This is a genomic window from Pseudomonas sp. AL03 (assembly GCF_029960815.1).
In the GTDB taxonomy this organism is placed as follows: domain Bacteria; phylum Pseudomonadota; class Gammaproteobacteria; order Pseudomonadales; family Pseudomonadaceae; genus Aquipseudomonas.
This window is the reverse complement of sequence record NZ_JASBRE010000006.1, coordinates 210,405-230,348: the sequence shown is the minus strand read 5'-3', so window position 1 is coordinate 230,348 and position 19,944 is coordinate 210,405. Positions and strand designations below refer to the sequence as shown.

Genomic DNA, 19,944 nt, shown 5'->3' with positions numbered 1-19,944 from the left:
CACCGGCGCGGCTCGGGCTGAAGTCATAAACCACTGCCTTAAGCGCCGAGAACGGCGTGGTGCAGTAAGCCCAGACATAAGCTCGGTGAGTTTTCTTCTCTCCGGGTGCAAGCATCTGCACCGGTGTCTCGTCGGCGTGGACGACTCGTTGGGCCAGTACAGCTTCTCGCAAAGCATCAACCAATGGCTGAAGCTGTACACCGGTCTGTCCCACCCATTGCGCCAGCGTTGAGCGCGCGATAGATAAACCGGCACGGCCGAAGATCTTTTCTTGCCGGTACAACGGCAAGTGGTCAGCGAACTTCGCCACCATTACGTGGGCCAGCAGGCCTGCGGTCGGGATGCTCTTGTCGATCACTTGGGCTGGCACTGGTGCCTGGATCAGTGTTTCACACTGGCGGCAGGCCCATTTCCCACGCACATGCTGTTCGACGGTAAACACGCCTGGCGTGTAATCCAGCTTCTCGCTGACGTCTTCGCCGATGCGCTGAAGTTGGCAGCCGCAAGGGCACTGGGTGTTTTCCGGTTCGTGATGAATTACGGTGCGTGGAAACTGCGGTGGCAGCGGCGCGCGCTTGGGTTGCTGGCGTTTCTCTTCTGGAGCGGGAGCTGGTCGGAGGGCGTTCAAATCGGCGTCAAACAGAGCTCCCCTTGCGATAAAGCTATGCCAGTGCGACACTGGGTTGCATTTTTGCGACATGCCGGGCTGATTTCGGGGGCGATTGTGTCTGTCCATCCTTCCTCACGCCTGAATTTCGGCTTGCGCAAGGCCGTGGCAATTTTTTATGGAAAGAAGGTAGCCCGATGTCTCTGGTAATGGAAAACCTGAATCGGTTTGAGCGTATTGAGTGTTCGAAGGTTCATGCGAAGGAGGCTTCTTACCCTAAGCATGTCCATGAAGAGTATGTGATCAGCGCAAATCTCAGTGGGTTGGAGCGGATCTGGTACGACGGCAAGCAACAAGACGTGTCATTGGGTGAGGTAACGCTTTACAACCCCATGACAGTCCAAGCGTCGGAGTTCTGCGGGAGAGGCGTGCAGTTCATTAGCGTGCATCTGGATGGCAATCAAGTCCGCAGCATCCTTAACCAGACTGCTAGCACGAATACCCTGCCCACATTCCAAGAGGGGGTTATCCGCGACCATGACCTGTTCCGCTCCATCGTCGACCTATTTGGACATCTGCGCTTGAGTAGCCGCGAAGAGGCACTATTGGTGCTGTTCAGGGAACTGCTGCGATTTCGCACAACTCCTGAGACAGATAGTGAGCCGTTGCAGGCGGAACAGCTGATCAATTTCATGAAGGCCAATCTATACGAGCCGATTGAGCTTAAAGACCTTTGCGCTGAAACCAACCTGTCAAAGTTTCATCTAGTGCGAAGCTTCAAGACCATCAATAAACTTCCCCCCATGCAGTATTTTATGCAGTTGCGTCTGATCGAAGCTCGCAAGCGTCTGCGTCTCGGTGATCCTCCGGCACGCATTGCCGTCGACCTGGGTTTTTTCGACCAGGCCCACATGAGCAATGCGTTTCGCAAAGTGATGGGTACGTCGCCGCGAAACTACAGTTCGATGCTCGGCGGTTGCGGGTCGCCCAAAAATTCGTTATAGCCGGTGATCACAACGTAGATAGCAAAGTAGGCAAAGATCACAGCTGAAGCCATGTAGGTGTATTTGACTAATTTTTGCCCCAGCAACTGCTTTCCCCGAGACGCAAGCAAACAAAGAACAAAAGCCCAAACTACCCCAGCGGCGAAAAAGCCGCTGAGGAATAACCCAGCGCTAGTTATGTCTGAACCCTGCCGGGCAATGATCGCGCCGCCCACTGCCGCGAACCAGAGAATGGCACTGGGAGAGGACATCGCTAACATGATGCCGCGTAAGAACAGTGCCAGACCACCGCTCCCCCACTGCCTTTCTGCCGCATCTGGATCACCCATTTTAGTTTTCAGGGCGCTCCACAGCATTTTTACGCTGAGATACGATAGGACAGCTGAGCCGCCAACCCACAGTCCCCAGCGCACCCACTCGATCTGCAGTAGTACGGCCATGCCAGCCATGGCCAGAATCGCGTAGATAAGATCCCCCACGCAAGTTCCAATCCCTAACCATACACTCTGAGCAAAGCCTCGCTGCATCGCAAGAGTGATCATGGCCAAATTGGCTAGGCCCAATTCCAAACAAAGAGATAGGCTAAGCAAAAAACCATTACTGAACTGCATCGATACACCCTTCCACTATCTGTTGAGCATAACCCAATGTAATGCCGCAGCTACCCAGGCCGAACATGAGATCCTCCTCATCTTCGATACGGTGCGGGCAATATATATCTATGAAACGTTCGAATTGCGCCAGATCGCCGACGAGCGCGGCTTTTATTAACTTCTGTGCGATGATACGCATGGTGTCGATGAATCGGTCGGTATCGACCGTCAGCCCGGTAATGGGTGTACCGCTAATCACCCCAGCATCATGCAGAATGCGCAACTGGATGTATGCGGAACCAGCATCAGGGAACTGGCGTGGCCCGCGACGGAGGTAACGTAACAGCTCCAGCACGTACATGCGGGTCATCTTTGCTGAGTCGAGACCTATGCTGCCGGCGATGCTTTCATCTACGCTTATCAGGAACCCGAATACGTCCGCCAAGGCCTCCTGGATCACCATCGATCCCCAGCGATCATGCTTACTCAACTGGCCAAAGCTGGTGTCCTGCAGAACAATGGAGTGGCCAAGGTCATGACCCCTGAACCAGGTAATCAGGTAGCGTTCGATCTCATTAGACGCAGGTAAGTCCCCTAGTTCCCAGTTGAAGAGCGGCGCCTGCTCTAAAGCGATCTTCTCGTAAAGATTGCGGTAGGTGTTTGCGAAGACAATAGTACGTTTAATGGGTGAATACTTGACGCCCTGGTCTTCGGGCATGAAGTAGGCGAAATGCTTAGGAAAGTAATTCGCTTCTCCCGCAATCCCGAATAGGTCGATGATCTTGTAGGCGCAGTGCGGCAATGCCTGCAAGGGGACGTCCAGCGTCTGGGCCAAACATTGCAAGGCTTTGGTAAAATGCTCATCGACACAGTCTGAAACGCATTGAAGTCCCGTATTTGGGGTTCCGAAAAATGCCGAGTAGAACATTTTTCGTGACTTCCCTAGCCAAGTTGACAACTCCCCCACATGACCAACCAATTCACGCTCGTTCAGCTCCGATAGGTGTTTGCTCATGATCGAGAACATTTCGCCGCCCATTAGCCCCTCGGCGATGAAACCAGCCGCCTTGCGGGAGTCGACATCCTCCAGTTGTGCGCTAACTTCTGCCAAGCGGGTGGCGATGTCTTTCTTCAGCGCGTCGGTTACGAGCGGAATGTGTTCGCCGTAACCTTGTAGGCTGCGCAGTGCATCTACTTGCTTCAAGATTTTACTAATCTGTTCAACTATGGATGGGGCGAGATTTTCAGGCGTCGGTAAATAAACCGTGCGAACGACATGCTGCATGCTAGGGGGCCAGAAAATGCTGCTCATCTTGGTGCTCCTTGGTAAGAGAGCCCATCAAACCTGTTCGCAATCAATGCTTATTGGAAAAAATTGCTCACGTTCTCGCGGAGCAAAGCTACCGGGCCACGGGCACCGATCAAGTAGTCGCCGATTATCCTAGCCATTGACGACTACGCAACCAACCCTGCCAGCGTCTGATAGTCCTGAGCCGCCTTAGCCTGGAGGCCGATGCATCCGCTGAAATCTCCTGCTTCTTCAGCGTTGTCAAAATCACTGGCGTAGTGCAAATCATCTCAGCTCTATCGCTACCATCATGATTCTTTTGTCAGATGCTTGATGCGTCGTCATCAGAAGTCTTTCCGCACTTCCCGAATGTCAACTTCGCCCATCGCTCCCAGGTGAATGTTCCGACAAGGTAACTTGGTGATGAGTCCGCATTCGAAAAGTATCCTAGGCATTTCCGATAATAAGCTCGACACCTCCCATCTCTCGGTCAGCGGCTTTATTACCTCTGCAACGAATGAATCGAGGTCGAAGTCCTGCGTAGCGACAAATGGCCCTGCGCGGGCATACCCTTCGAAAATGCCTGAGGCTATGCAGATGACTTCTCCGGCCTTCACGATCATAACGCCACCTTATGATTGTTCATGGGGCTTCATGGCAAAGATGAACACGACCATTACTGCAACACTCGCGGGGTGAAATGGTGCATCCCCTGTGAAAGCCGCAGAAACTCACGCAGGCTCGCACGTCCATTGTCGCGCTGGAACGTACCGAGCACGTACCGAGAGTTCACTGTGGTCAGCACCCAAAATCGTCCCTCGCGTTCAGCCTTAATAACGTCTGAAGTTCGGATTAAATGACCATCGCCGAACCGACCGTACTGGTCTTCGCGCTTGTGGCCAAAAACTACGCCTATGCCAGTGCGCGCCCAGATGGCGACTCCACAGAGGTAGGCGGTGACTGGCTCCTCAAATCCTTGCTTCTGAGCTTTGATGATTCGCAGAAGTTCGAAATCTGTGTGGCGCTTTACGTGAAAACTTACCTCAATCGTATTCAGCATAATTGCGTACCTTTGACCGCTCGTATGGAGACCAGGAATTCGACACGGGATCATCCACGCTGATGCCGTGCCGAAAATCTGATGGATTTCAGGCTGCGCGGATCATGCCCGCTTGAAAAATCGGGCTGAGATTGGTCAGTAAGTTGCTTTGGAAAGCAGGGTTGTGGGAGCTGTGGTATGTGGAGCCTGTCTCTACTTCTACTAGACACACCACGCACTCGTTCTCGTCTTCACCAAGTGTCACTTTGGTCAGGGTTTCCATGCGCCAACCTTTCGTGCCATTCATGTGAGCCGGCGTGACTACCTGAACATCGGTGACGATTGTCTCGTCGTCTTGAGCAATCAAAATTTGCTGTAGCCGATTTTCGTTGTCGACCATCAGCGCCGCTTCGGTGATTCTGTCTTGGTACTTTGCTTGGACGGTCACGTGATACCAATGGGTTCGTAGCACTCTGGATACCTTCTGCCAATGGCATTGGCCTTCGCCAAACATACCAGGGAGACCGATCATCTCGTTGTCATGGGTTCTGAACATTTTGTGTCTCTGAAGCTCAACGGGCTCGACGTACGAACCGAGGTTAAAAAAAGGAAAAAATGGTCTTCAGGCTCGCGGTTTGTTCATGCCCTGGGCCAATCAAGATGTAAATCGTATTTCTGGTTTCGAACACGACGCCGTCATTGAAGCTGGTGCACATGCTTGAACGAACCCAGTCGCCTTGCCGAAAACGTCCCTGACTGTCCTCGATCACATTGTGAGCAAATACGATCATTGGGAGCTGGCCGACTGCATGAACTTTGGCGAGCTCATCGGGCGTGACGTCGATGTGAAAAACTGTCCACTCTTCGACAAGGCAGTACGGCTTGCCAGGAAAGTTTTCGGATACGAGAGCTCGAGCTTCTGAACTGCTAGACAGACCAACACGGGGAGTACGTGGCCCACCTACAACGTCGGGTTCTTCGACGCTTGCCATAGGGTTTCCTTTCAGTAATTTTCATCAAATTGACAATATGACCCTTCTGGCCGCCGCTCACGGTGACCTGGCTGACCCACGTCAGCGATGCCTTGGCCTCTTGGGTGAGACCATTAAACCGCTACGCAAGCCGAGAGGCAATCATATTGAACCTAATAAGGCGTGTTATGACTGATTAGGATGTGGCCTTATCCTCAGATTTGCTTGGGGAAAATACCGATGGATACGGCAGAAGCGCTGGCTGTCGTGGTTCGTGGGATTCGCAGAGGGCAAGGCCTGTCTCAAGAGGACATCAACAGCATCGGGCGCTCTCATCTCAGCCGGATCGAGCGGGGGGAAGTAAGCATCACGCTTGACGTCCTGGTACGGCTCGCCGGGATCCTAGATCTCGACCCGGCTGCGCTGGTTCTGATGGCGACCTCGCTGCAAGCTCACGAGTCATTCAGTGACGGTCTAAAACGTCTCTCGAAGCAACTGACCAGAATCAAGAAGGCGGGGATTGATCTAGAAATTGAGTCACTGGTTCGGGCTGGGAAGTTACCTCCTGGTCGACCAGCTCGATCTGGGGCGGCGGCTAACGCGCTTGAGGCCAGTCGATTGAAGAATGACGGAGTGCCCGTTGTCGAGATCGCTGCAAGACTGGAGCTGTCTGAAGCGACTGTTCGCAGATATTTAAAAAAAAATCCACCCGACCAGCCGTGATTTTGAATGACGAGTACGCGACTGAAAATGTGTGAGGAGGGACTTCTATGGAAAGCCGCTATGGAATTCCTTGGCCCCGAACGTCTACATCACATGGTCGTTGAACTATGGGCCAACGCCAGCTCACCATCTCGCTCGACTGTTGAGTACCTTGGCAGCGACGTCCTAGGCAATGCCGTGCTCGATGTTTTGAGAGTCGCCCAAATCTCGGCAGGTGCTGTTGTCCCAAACAGGCCGAGTGAACCTGAGAGGTTGGCGATGTATTCCGCGCACGCCGGATATCTCGCGGACGAGTTATTGAATATTATCCCGGTCGAAAACATGCCGCGCAGTTTGAGGGGGTTTCGGCTTACAGCAGAAATGGGATTGTAGAGGGGATACCCCACCATCCGGCGCCAGAGCTGATCTTGTACACGGCACCTTAATCAGTCGTCGACGTCCAACGCTGAAGAAAGCGGCTCAATGAGCTGTGGGCCCTGATTACGAACATTACCTACGTCCTTGCTCACCTTGTACCAATGAAAGTCTGTAGCTGGCCGGCAGTGCTCCAGCGCAATCTCCCGCGCTCGTTCGGGTGAGGTGTCTAAGGCGATCCATTCGCGGGCGTGCTCAGGAGTCAATAAGGGCATAGTTCACCGCCTGGCTACTTAGGAAGTCGGCCAAGGAACCAGTGTTCGGAATGTCCTCTTGGAAACGAACATGTAGCAAAGCGAGCTTGGGTGGTGAGCTTGGCGACTGGACAGAAAAGTCCAAAGCGCATTTGACGAAGTCGTCTAGGGGAGACTGATTTAACAGCTTGTCTATGACCTCACTCAGTGAAGGCACAGTTGCTAATGGTGAGGACACGGTTCCATTCCCTGGGTAAAGCCCAACACGACCGGCAACACTGAGCAAACGTGAGCGCGGAATCTCTGTGATGTGGCGATAATGACGGGTATGTATGCAGATTGCCATCACCCAGAAATTGGCGGGGCTTCCGGGGTATGCCATAGATCGAGGTGTGTCAGGAAGGCCAAGGCAAGAGCACTCCCAGTCAAATACACATCTTAAGCTTCCACATCAGGAGCAGGAACAGGAACAGGAACAGGAGCAGGAGCAGGAGCAGGAGCAGGAGCAGGAGCAGGAGCAGGAGCAGGAGCAGGAGCAGGTCAAAGCCTAAGGGCTTTGACACCAAAAGCCTATGTGTCTAGAAAATCACCGCCGAATAAATCGTGTCGCGCACCAGGGTCGGTGAGGCCTCGTTGCTCATCATGATCGCCAGAATCACCACTTCCACCAGCACCGCAGCCAGCGTCAGGATCATCGTGCCGTAGGGGTCGCCGACTTTTTCCGCGAGCAGCTCGGCGTGATGGGCGACGCGCATGGAGGCCGCGACGATGAATGCGATCAGCACCAGGCCGGCGGTCAACGCAATGGGCTGGCCGCTGTGCAGCATCCAGTGTTCCATCGGGTAAGCGATGAATGCGGCAATCAGGGCCAGCAGCAAAAACTTTTCTTGCTTGAGGAGTGTGAGCATTGCGGGCCTTTTTGCCGTGTGAAGCGAAATCAGTGTGATGAGCTACTGACTGCGGGGCGGCGCTAACGTTTCGTTACACCTTAGCGCACCAGTGGATGGCGGCCGTGTCAGGTGATGCACTTTTATTGGCCTTGCGGGCCTCATCGCGGGCAAGCCCGCTCCCACATTGGATCGTGGTCTCCTGTGAGAGATTCTATGTTGCAGGGGAACCCTGCGGTCTTAAATTCGGCTGCATCACCCTGCTGTATCAGGATGCCGCCGGCGGCCTGCAAGTGCGAAACGTAAAAGGCGACTGGATCGACGCGCCACCCATCGACGGCACGTTCGTGGTCAACCTTGGCGACATCGGTGTGATGAACCGGCTGGCCAGGTTTTGCTAATTGTTTCCACGAGCATCTGTAGAATGCTCGCCATCTGCACCTGATGAGAAAAGACTATGTACGACTGGCTGAACGCCCTGCCCAAGGCAGAACTGCACCTGCACCTTGAGGGTTCGCTGGAGCCTGAGCTGCTGTTCGCCCTGGCCGATCGCAACAAGATTGCCCTGCCGTGGAGCGACGTCGAAACCCTGCGCAAGGCCTACGCCTTCAACAACCTGCAAGAGTTTCTCGACCTGTATTACCGGGGTGCCAACGTGTTGCGCACCTCTCAGGACTTCTACGACCTGACCTGGGCCTACCTGTTGCGTTGCAAGGCACAGAACGTGATTCACACCGAACCGTTCTTCGACCCACAGACCCACACCGACCGTGGCATACCGTTCGAAGTGGTGCTCAACGGCATCGCCGCCGCGCTGAAAGATGGTGAGCAGCAACTGGGCATCACCAGCGGTTTGATTCTCAGCTTTCTGCGTCACTTGAGCGAAGAAGAAGCCGAGAAAACCCTCGACCAGGCGCTGCCATTCCGTGATGCGTTTGTCGCTGTCGGTCTGGACAGTTCGGAAATGGGTCATCCGCCGAGCAAGTTCCAGCGCGTGTTCGATCGCGCTCGGCACGAAGGCTTCCTGACCGTCGCCCACGCCGGTGAAGAAGGCCCGCCCGAGTACATCTGGGAAGCCCTCGACCTGCTGAAAATCCAGCGCATCGACCATGGCGTGCGCGCCATCGAAGACGAGCGTTTGATGCAGCGGATTATCGACGAGCAAATCCCGTTGACCGTGTGCCCGTTGTCGAACACCAAACTCTGCGTGTTCGATCACATGTCTCAGCACAACATTCTCGACATGCTGGAACGTGGTGTGAAAGTGACCGTGAACTCGGATGACCCGGCGTACTTCGGCGGTTATGTCACCGAGAACTTCCACGCGCTCTACACCGATTTGGGCATGACCCAGGATCAGGCCAAGCGCCTGGCCCAGAACAGCCTGGATGCACGGTTGGTGAAACCCTAGTTACTGATCGATGGCGCTTACTGCTGGATGCGACCTGTTCGCAGCTCTGAACGACGCCCGAAGCTTCGGACGTCGATCTCGATGCGTCTATTACGCCATTTCCAGCTCGGTTTCCTTGGCGAACCGATGGATTTCACTCTGCCCCGCGGCGGTGATCTGCAAGGCTCGCGAATCGTTGGGCAGGCTCAACCAACCGGACTGCATGAACAATTGCAGCAACGCCGCCCCCAGTGATCCGCCCATGTGTGGGCGTCTTTCGCTCCAGTCTGGACAAGCGCAAGCGACACTGCTGTTGCGATGGGCCAGCGCCTGGATGAACACACCACGCGTCGCCAATTGCGTGGCGCCCTTGTGAGTGATCATGACTCGCTGATCGAACTGTTCGATCCAGCCTGAATCCAGCAGACGCTGATAAAGATCGGCGGCAAGGGTGCCGCCCAGATGGTCGTCGCAAAGCCTGGCGCGCAGTAATGACGAAGGCGCCACCTGAGGTTTGCCGATGGGGGCCGTGCGCTTGAAAACGTCCGGGATTTCCCGAGGCGTGCTGGCCAGGGTGGCGCTGGCCAGTGCCTCTATCGCGGCACCCACTTCAGGGGCGGCAATACGGAAGAACCGCTTGCGGCCGCGGATTTCGACTTTCAACAGACCTCCGGCGGACAAACGCCCCAGATGTGCACTGGCCGAAGACGGTGACAGGCCGGCCAACAAGGCCAGCTCTTCGGTTTGCCGCGCCGAGCCGTCCATCAAGGCCCACATCATTGCGCTGCGCTTTGGGTCAGCCAGCAACGTGGCGATCTGGCTGATGCAAGGTGCATGTTCCATGTATTCACTCCCTGTTGAATCGTTTCGTCTACTGCTCAGAGACATCTTGACCAGTAATGTGTCGTCGGCCAAGGCGTGGAAACCGCCATAAACCGGGCAAAGCCGACCAATCGCACAGGCCATTGCTTCGCAGGTTTCGCAAAGCCTCGGCGAATGACCCTGGGGCCTGGCTGACTCGGACGTGGACTCGCCATTGCGAGATCGACGGTGCGTACATGAGGCGAGCGCTAGTATAGGCGGGTTAACCGCCGGTTCCTGCCCTTGGGAAACCATTGGTGGTGATAGTTCCTGAGTGAAATTTCGCTATTTGCCTGCGACTAATGATCGGGGCCCGATAACGTCGGAAATTGGCTACTCAACCGGGCGCATCGGCTGGCGAGCATTTCCCGCAAAAGGTTCACCGGCTTACTCAATTGTGCGCGATGGGCGCACAGCAAATTCAGCGGTGCGCGCTCACAGGTCCATCCCACGCGCCGCCGCTGACAGACTGCCCAGGTCCGCCGCCCGGACAAACAACTGAAAGTCATCGAAACGCAGCATTTTTCAGCCTCGATTATCAAAAAAATATTGAAAGAGACTGCTCTTTTAGCGGGTTTTATCTTTAAGAGAAATAGCCAATCATCCGTCCCATCCAATTCATCCCATTCCCGGAGTCGAACATGTCCCAGCCTTTTACCGCTATCGCCACCCTCATCGCCAAAGCCGGCCAGCAAGACGCCCTCGAACAGCACCTGCGGGCGCTCCTGGAACCGACCCGCGCCGAGGCCGGTTGCGGTCAATACGACTTGCACCAGGACCTCGCCAATCCTCACGCCTTCTACATGATCGAACACTGGAGCAGCGACGAAGCCCTGCAAGCTCACGACGCCAGCGCGCATATCCAGAACTTCCGCGCCAAGGCCGGCGACTTTCTCGAACACTTCGACCTCAAGCGCCTGCGTTCCATCGTCTGATCTCTGCCTTCTTTATTACTGTTCAGGAGCCCCAATGAAAGCCATTGTCTACTACGCCTCCTTGCCCATCAGCGATTCAAACTCGCTGCAAGACATCGAACTGCCAGAGCCGGTCGCCGGCCCGCGCGACCTGTTGGTGGAAGTCAAAGCCATCTCGGTCAACCCGGTCGACACCAAAGTGCGCCAGAACGTCCAGCCCGAAGGCGGCGCGGCGAAAGTGCTGGGCTGGGACGTGGCCGGGGTGGTCAAGGCCGTCGGTAATGAAGTAACGCTGTTCAAGGCGGGCGACAAAGTCTTCTACGCCGGCTCCATCGCCCGCGCTGGCGGCAACAGCGAACTGCACGTGGTAGACGAGCGGATCGTCGGCCATATGCCGAAAACCCTCGGTTTCGCCGAAGCCGCCGCGTTGCCGCTGACCGCTATCACCGCGTGGGAATTACTCTTCGAGCGTCTGCAAGTGTGTGAAGATAAAACCGACCAAGGCCAGAGCCTTTTGATCGTTGGTGCCGCGGGCGGTGTGGGGTCGATCCTCACGCAATTGGCCAGCCAGCTCACCGGGTTGAAAGTCATCGGCACGGCTTCTCGCCCGCAAACCCAGAGCTGGGTTCGTGAGTTGGGTGCCGACCTGGTGATCGATCACAGCCAGCCGTTGAGCGAAGAACTCAAACGCGCCGGCATCGATCACGTGACCCACGTCGCCAGCCTGACCCAGACCGATCACCACCTGGATCAGTTGGTCGAGGCACTGGCGCCGCAAGGCAAACTGGCACTGATCGATGATCCGAAGGCGCTGGACGTGAGCAAGCTCAAGCGCAAGAGCCTGTCATTGCACTGGGAGTTCATGTACACCCGCTCGCTGTTCGAAACTGCAGACATGATCGAGCAGCACAAACTGCTCAACCGCGTTGCGCAGCTGATCGACGCCGGGACGCTGAAAACCACAGTCGGCGAGCACTTCGGGAGCATCAATGCGGCGAACCTGCGTCGTGCCCATGAACTGCTGGAAAGCGGTAAGTCCAAGGGCAAGATCGTGCTTGAAGGGTTCTAAAACGAGACAGCACCGGTGTCGGCCAAGGGTGGACGACACCGTCAGTCAGAAGATTGACCGTTGTCACAATTGCGATCGTATTCGGGTCTACAATCGTGAACTCTGCGGTGCAATCTTTTATGTGACATCTTTTACGAGAGGAGAGATCAGCAATGAAGATCCTGATAAAAGAATTGGCAAAATCCCAGTGGCAGGTCCGTCTGGACCAACACGCCGTGACATTCCGCAGCGAAGCCGAAGCTCGCGCCTTCACCCGCACCCTTGAAGCGCGACTACAAGCACCTCATCAAATTAATGAACACCAGCAGCGCGCTGCTGGCTAAGTTCGCCCTCAGACCTGGGCGTGTGCCAGTGCCAGTGCCCGGGCATTTTGCAAACGTCGGGTGAGCGTCGCCACGCTCACCACCAGAATTGCGCAAAGGCTGATGACCATGGCCATCGGCATGGCGCTGCCATCGTGTAAAACACCCACCAGCGCTGCTGCCCCGGCGGCGACGCTGAATTGCAGGCATCCGAGCATCGCCGACGCACTGCCGGCGCGAGCGCCCTGTCCGCTCATGGCGCAAGCCGAGGCGTTGGGGAGGATGCAACCGAGGCTGGCAATGCAGATAAATAGCGGAATTAGCAACGGCCATAACTGCACGGTGTGCAACGAACTGACGGCCAGCAGCGCCAGACCCGCGCCGAGGTAGATCCACACGGTGCGCGCCAGCAGAAACGCCGGGCCACGCTTGGCCAGCAGTCGCGCATTCACCTGCGCCACCAGAATGAATCCCGCCGCATTGGTACCGAACAGCCAGCCGAAATGCTCGGCGGGTACGCCATAAAGCTTGATGAAGACGAACGGTGAACCGGCGATGTAGGCGAACATCCCGGCGATGGCGATGCCACCGGTCAAGGCGTGGCCAAGGAACAACGGATCCGACAACAGTCGACCGTACTGACGCAACGCGCCGGACAACGGTTGACGCGGCACATGGGCCGGCAGACTTTCCGGCAGCCCGAGCGCCACGGTCAACCCTGCCAGCGCACTGAAACCGGTTAACACGAGAAAGATCGACTGCCAACCCGTGGTGTTGACCAACAGCCCACCGAGCATTGGCGCAAGAATCGGCGCCAGGCCCATCACCAGCATCAACTGCGAAAATACCTTCGCCGAACCCACCGCATCGCATTTATCGCTGACCACCGCTCGCGCGATTACCATCCCCGCGCACCCACCCAGCGCCTGAATGAAACGTGCGCCAATCAGCCATTCGAGATTCGGCGCATAGGCACACGCCAGGGAGGCTGCGGTGAACAGGCCGACGCCGGTCAGCAAGGGAATGCGTCGCCCGAAGCGATCCGCCACCGGGCCGTAAGCCAGCTGACCGATGGACAAGCCCAGGAAATACGCCGCCAGGGTCAGTTGAACGTGTTTTTCATCGGTGCCGAAGGCGAGCGCCATCGCCGGGAAGGCCGGCAGATAGAAATCGATTGCCAGCGGACCGAAGGCGCTCAAGGTGCCAAGAATCAAAATGGTACGGAAGTTCATCAGGCATCCAGTTGGACAGGGGTCGGCAGCCCCACAGTCTAGCCGCGCATGGACGCCTTGAACACTCCGTTAGGTTGCTAACTAATAAAACCCCTCAAGCAACTGATACCTGTGGGAGCGAGCTTGCTCGCGGTGGTGCGGTGGAACATTCAACATCTCAGTGACTGTTCTACCGCTATCGCGAGCAAGCTCGGCTCCTACAAAAATCGCTTCAGGAGACTTTCGCCTCGTAGCCTTCTTCGGTGATCACCGCGATCACTTGATCCGTTGTCAATGCACTGTCGACGCCAACTTCTTTCGCCGCCAGATCGATAAGCACGCTGGCCCCAGGATCCTTGGCTTGCAGCGCCTGAGTGATGGCTTTGATGCAGTGATCGCAGGACATGCCTTGAACGGTGAACACTTGCATGGGATGACTCCTTGAGTGAGGTTGCGTGCAGTCTCGAGCTTGCCACCATGGCAAGGTCAAGTTCTGAAGTGAGCTGCCGGGCTGGCAATCGGCGTCGCGCTCGGCCAAGCTGCGTCCATCAATGACTCGACATCAGGAGATTCAGCCATGCGCTGGTCAGCTCTCAGCCTGTTTGGCTTTCTCAGTCTTTTCGCCGTCGCGCCCTCGGTCAATGCGGCCGGGGAGGATTACGGCGTGCTGATCATTTCCCGCGAGCGCCTGGAAGTCTCGACCAACTGCGAAATCGGCGTGTATATCCAGGATCAGTTGTCAGCGCGGTTATTCCAGGAACAAAGCACCTCGTTCAACCTGCCGCCGGGCGATGTGTCCCTGCGCCTGAAACTGCTGCCGGGTCAGGCGCCGGGGTGCAACCCGGGCATGCTGGCTCCCGGTTCGCAGATCATCACGCTCAAGGCCGGTGACGTGCTGAAGTTCCGGATTGCGATGACGCAGGAAGGGATGTACCTCAAGCCCACAGCCCTCGATTACTGATTCCTTTCCGCTGATCGTTCCCACGCTCTGCGTGGGAATGCAGCCCGGGACGCTCCGCGTCCCAAGAGCGGACGCAGAGCGTCCATTGAGGCATTCCCACGCGGAGCGTGGGAACGATCAATTGTTGATTGGCGCTTGACCTTGCCCGCATGGCAAGGTTGATCCTGTAGTCATCTTCTACTGGGAGCGTGACCGATGTCCGAATCCACCACTTTCGATCTGCCGATTGCCGGCATGACCTGCGCCAGTTGCGCCGGGCGTGTCGAGCGTGCCTTGAGCAAAGTCATCGGCGCCTCTGCCGTCAGCGTCAACCTGGCCACCGAACAGGCCCGGGTTCAAGCGCCCAGTGACAGCCTGCCGGCGTTGATGGATGCGGTGCAGCAGGCCGGTTACAGCGTGCCGCAGCAGAGCCTGGAACTGAGCATCGACGGCATGACCTGCGCCTCCTGCGTCGGCCGGGTCGAACGAGCGCTGGCCAAGGTGCCAGGGGTCAAGAGCGTCAGCGTCAACCTGGCCAACGAACGCGCACACCTTGAGCTGCTCGGTCAGATCGATGCACAAACCTTGATTGCTGCCGTGATCAAGGCTGGCTACAGCGCCAGTGTCTGGGAAGTTGAACACCCACAAACCGACCATCAGCAACAGCGCCTGCACCGCGAGCGCTGGGCCTTGATCATGGCGATCGCCCTCGCCTCGCCGTTGGTGCTGCCGATGCTGCTGCAACCGTTCGATGTGCATTGGATGCTTCCTGCCTGGGTGCAATTCGCATTGGCCACGCCGGTGCAATTCATCTTCGGTGCGCGGTTTTATGTGGCCGCCTGGAAAGCGGTGCGTGCCGGTACCGGCAACATGGATTTGCTGGTCGCGTTGGGCACCAGCGCCGGTTATGGCTTGAGTCTCTATGAATGGGCCACCGCCGCCGGGCGCATGCCGCACCTTTATTTCGAAGCCTCGGCGGTGGTGATTGCCTTGGTGCTGCTGGGCAAGTACCTGGAAAGCCGCGCCAAACGCCAGACTGCCAGTGCCATCCGCGCCCTCGAAGCCTTGCGCCCGGAACGGGCGATTCAGGTTGTCGATGGTCGCGAGCAGGACGTCGCCATCAGCGCCTTGCGGCTCAATGATCTGGTGATGGTCAAACCCGGTGAACGCTTCCCGGTGGACGGCGAAGTGGTCGAAGGCCAGAGCCACGCCGACGAAGCGCTGATCAGCGGCGAAAGCCTGCCGGTGCCCAAACATCCCGGCGACAAGGTCACTGGCGGTGCGATCAATGGCGAAGGCCGGTTGCTCGTTCGCACCCTGGCCTTGGGCGCGGAAACCGTGCTGGCGCGCATCATTCGTCTGGTCGAAGACGCCCAGGCTGCAAAAGCGCCGATCCAGAAACTGGTGGATAAAGTCAGTCAGGTGTTTGTCCCTACGGTTCTGCTCATTGCGTTAGCAACCTTGATCGGTTGGTGGTTGTACGGCGCACCGATGGAAACGGCGCTGATCAATGCCGTGGCGGTATTGGTGATCGCTTGCCCGTGCGCCCTGGGGTTGGCCACGCCAACGGCAATCATGGCCGGCACCGGTGTGGCGGCGCGCTACGGGATTCTGATCAAGGACGCCGAAGCGCTGGAGCGCGCCCATGAAGTCAGCGCGGTGGTCTTCGACAAGACTGGCACGCTGACTTCGGGTACTCCGCGCATCGCTCATTTGAGCGCAATCAACAGTGACGAAGCGGCGTTGCTGAAAATGGCCGGTGCCCTGCAACGCGGCAGTGAACATCCGCTGGCCAAGGCGGTTCTGGACGCTTGCGCCGAACGCAGCTTGACGGTGGCCGATGTCACCGACAGCCAGTCCCTGACCGGCCGTGGCATCGCGGGCACGCTCGACGGTCGTCGATTGGCGCTGGGCAATCGTCGTCTGTTGGAAGAGAGCGGCTTGAGCGCAGGTGAATGGGCTGACTGCGCCACCGCGTGGGAAACCGAAGGCCGGACCCTGTCCTGGCTGATCGAGCAAAGTCCCGAACGACGTGTGCTGGGCCTCTTCGCTTTCGGTGACACGCTCAAACCCGGCGCGCTACAAGCCGTGCAACAACTTAGCGCACGGAACATCAGCAGCCACCTGCTGACCGGCGACAATCGCGGCAGTGCCAAAGTGGTTGCCGAGGCGCTGGGCATCAAGGATGTCCACGCCGAAGTGCTGCCAGCCGACAAAGCGGCCACCGTCGCCACACTTAAGAAAACCGGCGTGGTAGCGATGGTCGGCGACGGCATCAACGACGCACCGGCCTTGGCCGCCGCAGACATCGGCATCGCCATGGGCGGTGGTACCGACGTTGCGATGCACGCGGCCGGGATCACCCTGATGCGCGGCGACCCACGGTTGGTGCCGGCGGCGCTGGAGATCAGTCGCAAGACCTACGCGAAAATTCGTCAGAACCTGTTCTGGGCCTTCGTCTACAACCTGATCGGTATTCCGCTGGCAGCGTTCGGCTTTCTCAACCCGGTGCTGGCCGGTGCGGCCATGGCGTTGTCGAGCGTCAGCGTGGTGAGCAATGCGTTACTGTTGAAAACCTGGAAACCCAAGGATCTGGAGGACACTCAATGAACATCGGCCAAGCGGCCCGCCAGAGCGGCCTGAGCGCGAAGATGATTCGTTATTACGAATCCATCGGCTTGCTCAAAGCCGCCCATCGTACCGACAGCGGTTACCGGGTATACGGCGACGACGACCTGCATACCCTGGCGTTCATCAAGCGTTCCCGGGACCTGGGGTTCTCACTGGAAGAAGTCGGCAAACTGCTGACCCTCTGGCAGGACCGCCAAAGAGCCAGCGCCGACGTGAAGGCGCTGGCCCGTCAGCACATCGAAGCGCTGGACCAGAAAATCCGCGAACTCGGCCAACTGCGCGACACCTTGCAGGACCTGGTCGAACACTGCCACGGTGATCACCGTCCCGACTGCCCGATCCTCAAGAACCTGGAGTCGGGCTGTTGCGCCCAACCCGTTCGCCCCTGATTGCCAGCCCCTTCACCACCCACAAAGTGGTGAGGGGAATCCCGTGGAACAACAGCACCACGGCACCCGGCGTCCACCACGAATAGAACGGCGCCGCGACCAGCATGCCAACGCCGAACCCGGTCATTTGCAGCAGGGTCAGGAAGCTGAAGATCGGCAGGCGCAGGCTGTCCGGTTCACGCTGCAGACGCGACATCAGGCCGACTTCCGAGAAACCGTCGCCGATGCCCGCCGGCAGCGAGAACAGCAGCAGCCCGTAAAGGGTCTGCTGCTGAAACATCAGGATAAAGCCGCAGGACATCAGCAACACACCCAAGAAAAATCGTCGCTCGAGGTTCACGTTGTCCGAGCCTTTCAGCCGACTGGCGATGCGTGCACCGATGAGTTTTCCGCTGGCCCAGACCGCCAGCATCAGACCCAGCGTGGCGCTGGCCGACTCGGGCGTCAGCAGTTTGGAAATGATCGGAAAACCCACGTTGTGCGCAGCACTGCCAAGGGTGTCGGCCATGGCCACCGCGAGCATCGCCGCCACCACCGGTGTGCTGCGCAGGCCCTGGAGCAGGGCCGACCATCCGCCCCGTTCGTGGGAGGGTTCGGCGCTGGGCGCAGGTTGTGAAAAGCGCAGCGGCAAGATGAACAACGCGGCCAGCAGATAAGTGACCACGTTCAATGCAAACACCGTTTCAAAGCCGAATGCCGCCACTAAAAGCCCCGACACCAGACTTCCACCGACCATTGCTGCCGAGGAGGCCGAAGTGATCCAGGCGTTGGTCTTGAGCAGGTGTTCGTTTTCGATCAAGTGTGGCAACTGGCTGTTGAGGCCGATGGCGAACATCGAATTACCGAATCCCAGACCGAACGCAATTAACGGTAAAAGCAGTACGTGTTGGGCGACCGGCAGCACCAGGAGCAGGCCCAGCAGCCCGGCGCGCAACAGGTCGAAGGCAATCAGCGGCAGGCGCCCGACCCAGTGGCGATAGAAAGCGGTGCCGATCAGGCTGGCGAAAATCCCTCCACCCACACGACTGGCGAGAAAGATCCCGACGCTCATGGCGCTGTTGCTGAGCAGGTAGACGTAGGTGGCCAGGGCAACCATGTTGAGGAAGGCGCCGAAGTCAGAGATCAGACGGGCGGTGATGATCAGTTGGGCGTTGCGGGTGGAGGTGTTCACATTCAGTCCTTGAGTGTGGGAGGGTCCTTCAAGGGTTACGCGTTCGACAAAAAACCCGGCCGAAGCCGGGTTTCTCATCAACCAATCACTGCATCCAAGGCGGAGGCGGCTCTTCGGTTTTGCCCGGTGGTGCATCATCTGCCGCACGCACCGCTTGCTTGCGCTCTTCATCCAGGCGTGCCGCCTCGATCTCGCGCATGATCCCGCCAACGTCGGCCAACTCTTCCGGCTCGTCGAACTCGCCGGTCAAGACGCTGGCCGGGTGCAAGGTGCCGGCTTCGAACAACGCCCACATTTCCTTGGCGTACTTGGTCTTTTTCAACTCCGGCGCAAACCGCCCGAAGTACGACGCCATGTTGCCAACATCCCGCTCCAGCATGCTGAACGCGTGGTTGTTGCCCGCCGCGTCCACCGCTTGCGGCAGGTCGATGATCACCGGGCCAGTCGGGGTCAGCAGTACGTTGAACTCCGACAGGTCGCCGTGCACCAGACCGGTGCACAACATCAGCACGATCTGCGAAATCAGGAACGCGTGGTATTCGCGCGCCTGATCCGGTTCCAGCACCACGTCGTTCAAACGCGGCGCGGCATCACCGTACTCGTCGGCCACCAGTTCCATCAGCAGCACGCCTTCAAGGAAGTCGTAAGGCTGAGGGACCCGAACGCCAGCACCGGCCAGACGGAACAGCGCCGCCACTTCGGCATTCTGCCAGGCGTCTTCGGTTTCTTTCTTGCCGAACTTGGAGCCCTTGGCCATCGCTCGAGCCTGACGGCTGTTGCGCACCTTGCGGCCTTCCTGATACTCGGCCGCCTGACGGAAACTGCGTTTATTCGCCTCCTTGTAGACCTTCGCGCAACGTAACTCGTTGCCGCAGCGCACCACATAAACAGCTGCTTCTTTACCACTCATGAGTGGGCGCAGCACCTCGTCGACCAGACCGTCCTCGATCAGGGGTTCAATGCGTTTTGGAGTCTTCATCAGCTTTTATTGGGGGTCCTTTATTACCAAACACGCGAAAGTCATTCGTTATACGGCAATCCACTCATTCCGGGGAGGGGTTGCCGACCTATGAACGCTCCCATCGACATCAAGAAGCACACAATGTGCCGGATTAATCAGGCAAACCCGACCCTCGTCATCGGCCGCCTCAGATCATAGCTGAACCAGCGTCACGTGTTGCGGTAGGGCTTGGAGGGTTTTTGCGACAGAAGTTGACACCTCGATTCATACCCTCCGTAGGATTTTTCTTAATAGGCCTCAATTTCCGCCTCCATCTGCCGAAGTCATCAATGACAAAGTGATTTGTCCGACAATCGTTCTGCCAATAATCCGCGAGTCATCTGCA

General features: G+C 57.5%; 21 protein-coding genes and 4 pseudogenes. 11 read left to right on the top strand and 14 right to left on the bottom strand.

Translation table 11 applies throughout. The features are described 5' to 3' along the window. Nucleotides 1-634 (bottom strand): annotated as a pseudogene (locus QK293_RS09045) (IS66 family transposase); the annotation flags it as partial. A 170-nt stretch (nucleotides 635-804) separates the two neighbouring features. Here QK293_RS09045 and QK293_RS09040 point away from each other — a divergent pair. Then, entirely contained in the window at nucleotides 805-1,611 is an 807-nt protein-coding gene (locus QK293_RS09040; protein WP_282376858.1) for an AraC family transcriptional regulator, read from the top strand. Here the strand turns inward: QK293_RS09040 and QK293_RS09035 are convergent. From QK293_RS09035 to QK293_RS09010, 6 genes are all read right to left on the bottom strand, one after another. Next, nucleotides 1,563-2,222, bottom strand: coding sequence for a LysE family transporter (locus tag QK293_RS09035; protein ID WP_282376857.1), 660 nt, complete (start codon nucleotides 2,220-2,222; stop codon nucleotides 1,563-1,565). The two genes, QK293_RS09040 and QK293_RS09035, sit on opposite strands and share 49 nt — an antisense overlap. Next, nucleotides 2,209-3,516: a hypothetical protein gene (locus tag QK293_RS09030; RefSeq protein ID WP_282376856.1), complete on the bottom strand. Its 1,308-nt coding sequence runs from the start codon at nucleotides 3,514-3,516 to the stop codon at nucleotides 2,209-2,211. The genes QK293_RS09035 and QK293_RS09030 overlap by 14 nt, the downstream gene beginning before the upstream one ends. A gap of 320 nt (nucleotides 3,517-3,836) precedes the next feature. Beyond that, a complete protein-coding gene (locus QK293_RS09025) occupies nucleotides 3,837-4,115 on the bottom strand; it encodes a hypothetical protein (RefSeq protein WP_282376855.1) in 279 nt (92 codons plus the stop codon). Nucleotides 4,116-4,168: 53 nt separating this feature from the next. After that, complete coding sequence (locus QK293_RS09020; RefSeq protein ID WP_282376854.1) at nucleotides 4,169-4,552, bottom strand: hypothetical protein; 384 nt, start codon at nucleotides 4,550-4,552, stop codon at nucleotides 4,169-4,171. An 88-nt stretch (nucleotides 4,553-4,640) separates the two neighbouring features. Next, entirely contained in the window at nucleotides 4,641-5,087 is a 447-nt protein-coding gene (locus QK293_RS09015) for a hypothetical protein (RefSeq protein ID WP_282376853.1), read from the bottom strand. Nucleotides 5,088-5,130: 43 nt separating this feature from the next. Further along, nucleotides 5,131-5,523 (bottom strand): hypothetical protein, encoded by a 393-nt coding sequence (locus QK293_RS09010; protein WP_282376852.1) that lies wholly within the window; start codon nucleotides 5,521-5,523, stop codon nucleotides 5,131-5,133. A gap of 219 nt (nucleotides 5,524-5,742) precedes the next feature. Between QK293_RS09010 and QK293_RS09005 the strand changes: the two genes are divergently transcribed. Then, the gene (locus QK293_RS09005; RefSeq protein ID WP_282376851.1) at nucleotides 5,743-6,225 is read left to right on the top strand and encodes a helix-turn-helix domain-containing protein; all 483 of its coding nucleotides are present in this window, start codon (nucleotides 5,743-5,745) and stop codon (nucleotides 6,223-6,225) included. A 940-nt stretch (nucleotides 6,226-7,165) separates the two neighbouring features. After that, complete coding sequence (locus QK293_RS09000) at nucleotides 7,166-7,384, top strand: hypothetical protein (protein WP_282376850.1); 219 nt, start codon at nucleotides 7,166-7,168, stop codon at nucleotides 7,382-7,384. Nucleotides 7,385-7,417: 33 nt separating this feature from the next. On the opposite strand, the pseudogene QK293_RS08995 reads toward QK293_RS09000, so the two are convergent. Next, nucleotides 7,418-7,741 (bottom strand): annotated as a pseudogene (locus tag QK293_RS08995) (calcium:proton antiporter); the annotation flags it as partial. A 224-nt stretch (nucleotides 7,742-7,965) separates the two neighbouring features. Here QK293_RS08995 and QK293_RS08990 point away from each other — a divergent pair. After that, nucleotides 7,966-8,088 (top strand): annotated as a pseudogene (locus QK293_RS08990) (2OG-Fe(II) oxygenase family protein); the annotation flags it as partial. 89 nt (nucleotides 8,089-8,177) lie between these two features. Beyond that, nucleotides 8,178-9,131 (top strand): adenosine deaminase, encoded by a 954-nt coding sequence (locus QK293_RS08985; protein ID WP_282376849.1) that lies wholly within the window; start codon nucleotides 8,178-8,180, stop codon nucleotides 9,129-9,131. A 90-nt stretch (nucleotides 9,132-9,221) separates the two neighbouring features. Here the strand turns inward: QK293_RS08985 and QK293_RS08980 are convergent, their stop codons facing one another. Both QK293_RS08980 and QK293_RS08975 read right to left on the bottom strand, forming a co-directional pair. Continuing rightward, entirely contained in the window at nucleotides 9,222-9,953 is a 732-nt protein-coding gene (locus tag QK293_RS08980; protein WP_282376848.1) for a helix-turn-helix transcriptional regulator, read from the bottom strand. A 317-nt stretch (nucleotides 9,954-10,270) separates the two neighbouring features. After that, nucleotides 10,271-10,411, bottom strand: a pseudogene (locus QK293_RS08975) (LysR family transcriptional regulator); the annotation flags it as partial. Nucleotides 10,412-10,612: 201 nt separating this feature from the next. Here QK293_RS08975 and QK293_RS08970 point away from each other — a divergent pair. From QK293_RS08970 to QK293_RS08960, 3 genes are all read left to right on the top strand, one after another. After that, entirely contained in the window at nucleotides 10,613-10,906 is a 294-nt protein-coding gene (locus QK293_RS08970; protein WP_282376847.1) for a putative quinol monooxygenase, read from the top strand. Nucleotides 10,907-10,940: 34 nt separating this feature from the next. Further along, a complete protein-coding gene (locus tag QK293_RS08965; protein WP_282376846.1) occupies nucleotides 10,941-11,954 on the top strand; it encodes a zinc-binding alcohol dehydrogenase family protein in 1,014 nt (337 codons plus the stop codon). A 152-nt stretch (nucleotides 11,955-12,106) separates the two neighbouring features. Beyond that, on the top strand, nucleotides 12,107-12,277 hold the full coding sequence (locus QK293_RS08960) for a hypothetical protein (RefSeq protein WP_282376845.1): 171 nt from the start codon (nucleotides 12,107-12,109) through the stop codon (nucleotides 12,275-12,277). A gap of 8 nt (nucleotides 12,278-12,285) precedes the next feature. Here QK293_RS08960 and QK293_RS08955 read toward each other — a convergent pair whose 3' ends face one another. Together QK293_RS08955 and QK293_RS08950 are read right to left on the bottom strand one after the other, a co-directional pair. Next, a complete protein-coding gene (locus QK293_RS08955; RefSeq protein ID WP_282376844.1) occupies nucleotides 12,286-13,488 on the bottom strand; it encodes a multidrug effflux MFS transporter in 1,203 nt (400 codons plus the stop codon). 211 nt (nucleotides 13,489-13,699) lie between these two features. Further along, a complete protein-coding gene (locus QK293_RS08950) occupies nucleotides 13,700-13,897 on the bottom strand; it encodes a cation transporter (protein WP_282376843.1) in 198 nt (65 codons plus the stop codon). 147 nt (nucleotides 13,898-14,044) lie between these two features. Between QK293_RS08950 and QK293_RS08945 the strand changes: the two genes are divergently transcribed. The 3 genes from QK293_RS08945 (at nucleotide 14,045) to cueR (ending at nucleotide 17,427) form a co-directional block, all read left to right on the top strand. Continuing rightward, complete coding sequence (locus QK293_RS08945) at nucleotides 14,045-14,428, top strand: hypothetical protein (RefSeq protein WP_282376842.1); 384 nt, start codon at nucleotides 14,045-14,047, stop codon at nucleotides 14,426-14,428. Between the two features lie 195 nt (nucleotides 14,429-14,623). Beyond that, nucleotides 14,624-17,017, top strand: coding sequence for a heavy metal translocating P-type ATPase (locus QK293_RS08940; RefSeq protein WP_282376841.1), 2,394 nt, complete (start codon nucleotides 14,624-14,626; stop codon nucleotides 17,015-17,017). Continuing rightward, complete coding sequence (cueR, locus tag QK293_RS08935; RefSeq protein ID WP_282376840.1) at nucleotides 17,014-17,427, top strand: Cu(I)-responsive transcriptional regulator; 414 nt, start codon at nucleotides 17,014-17,016, stop codon at nucleotides 17,425-17,427. The genes QK293_RS08940 and cueR overlap by 4 nt, the downstream gene beginning before the upstream one ends. Here cueR and QK293_RS08930 read toward each other — a convergent pair. Both QK293_RS08930 and QK293_RS08925 read right to left on the bottom strand, forming a co-directional pair. Continuing rightward, the gene (locus QK293_RS08930; protein WP_282376839.1) at nucleotides 17,381-18,598 is read right to left on the bottom strand and encodes an MFS transporter; all 1,218 of its coding nucleotides are present in this window, start codon (nucleotides 18,596-18,598) and stop codon (nucleotides 17,381-17,383) included. The two genes, cueR and QK293_RS08930, sit on opposite strands and share 47 nt — an antisense overlap. Nucleotides 18,599-18,683: 85 nt before the next feature. Beyond that, nucleotides 18,684-19,577 carry a PA4780 family RIO1-like protein kinase gene (locus tag QK293_RS08925; protein WP_123369234.1) on the bottom strand — a complete coding sequence of 298 codons (894 nt, stop codon included), beginning with the start codon at nucleotides 19,575-19,577 and terminating at the stop codon, nucleotides 18,684-18,686. Nucleotides 19,578-19,944: the final 367 nt, after the last annotated feature.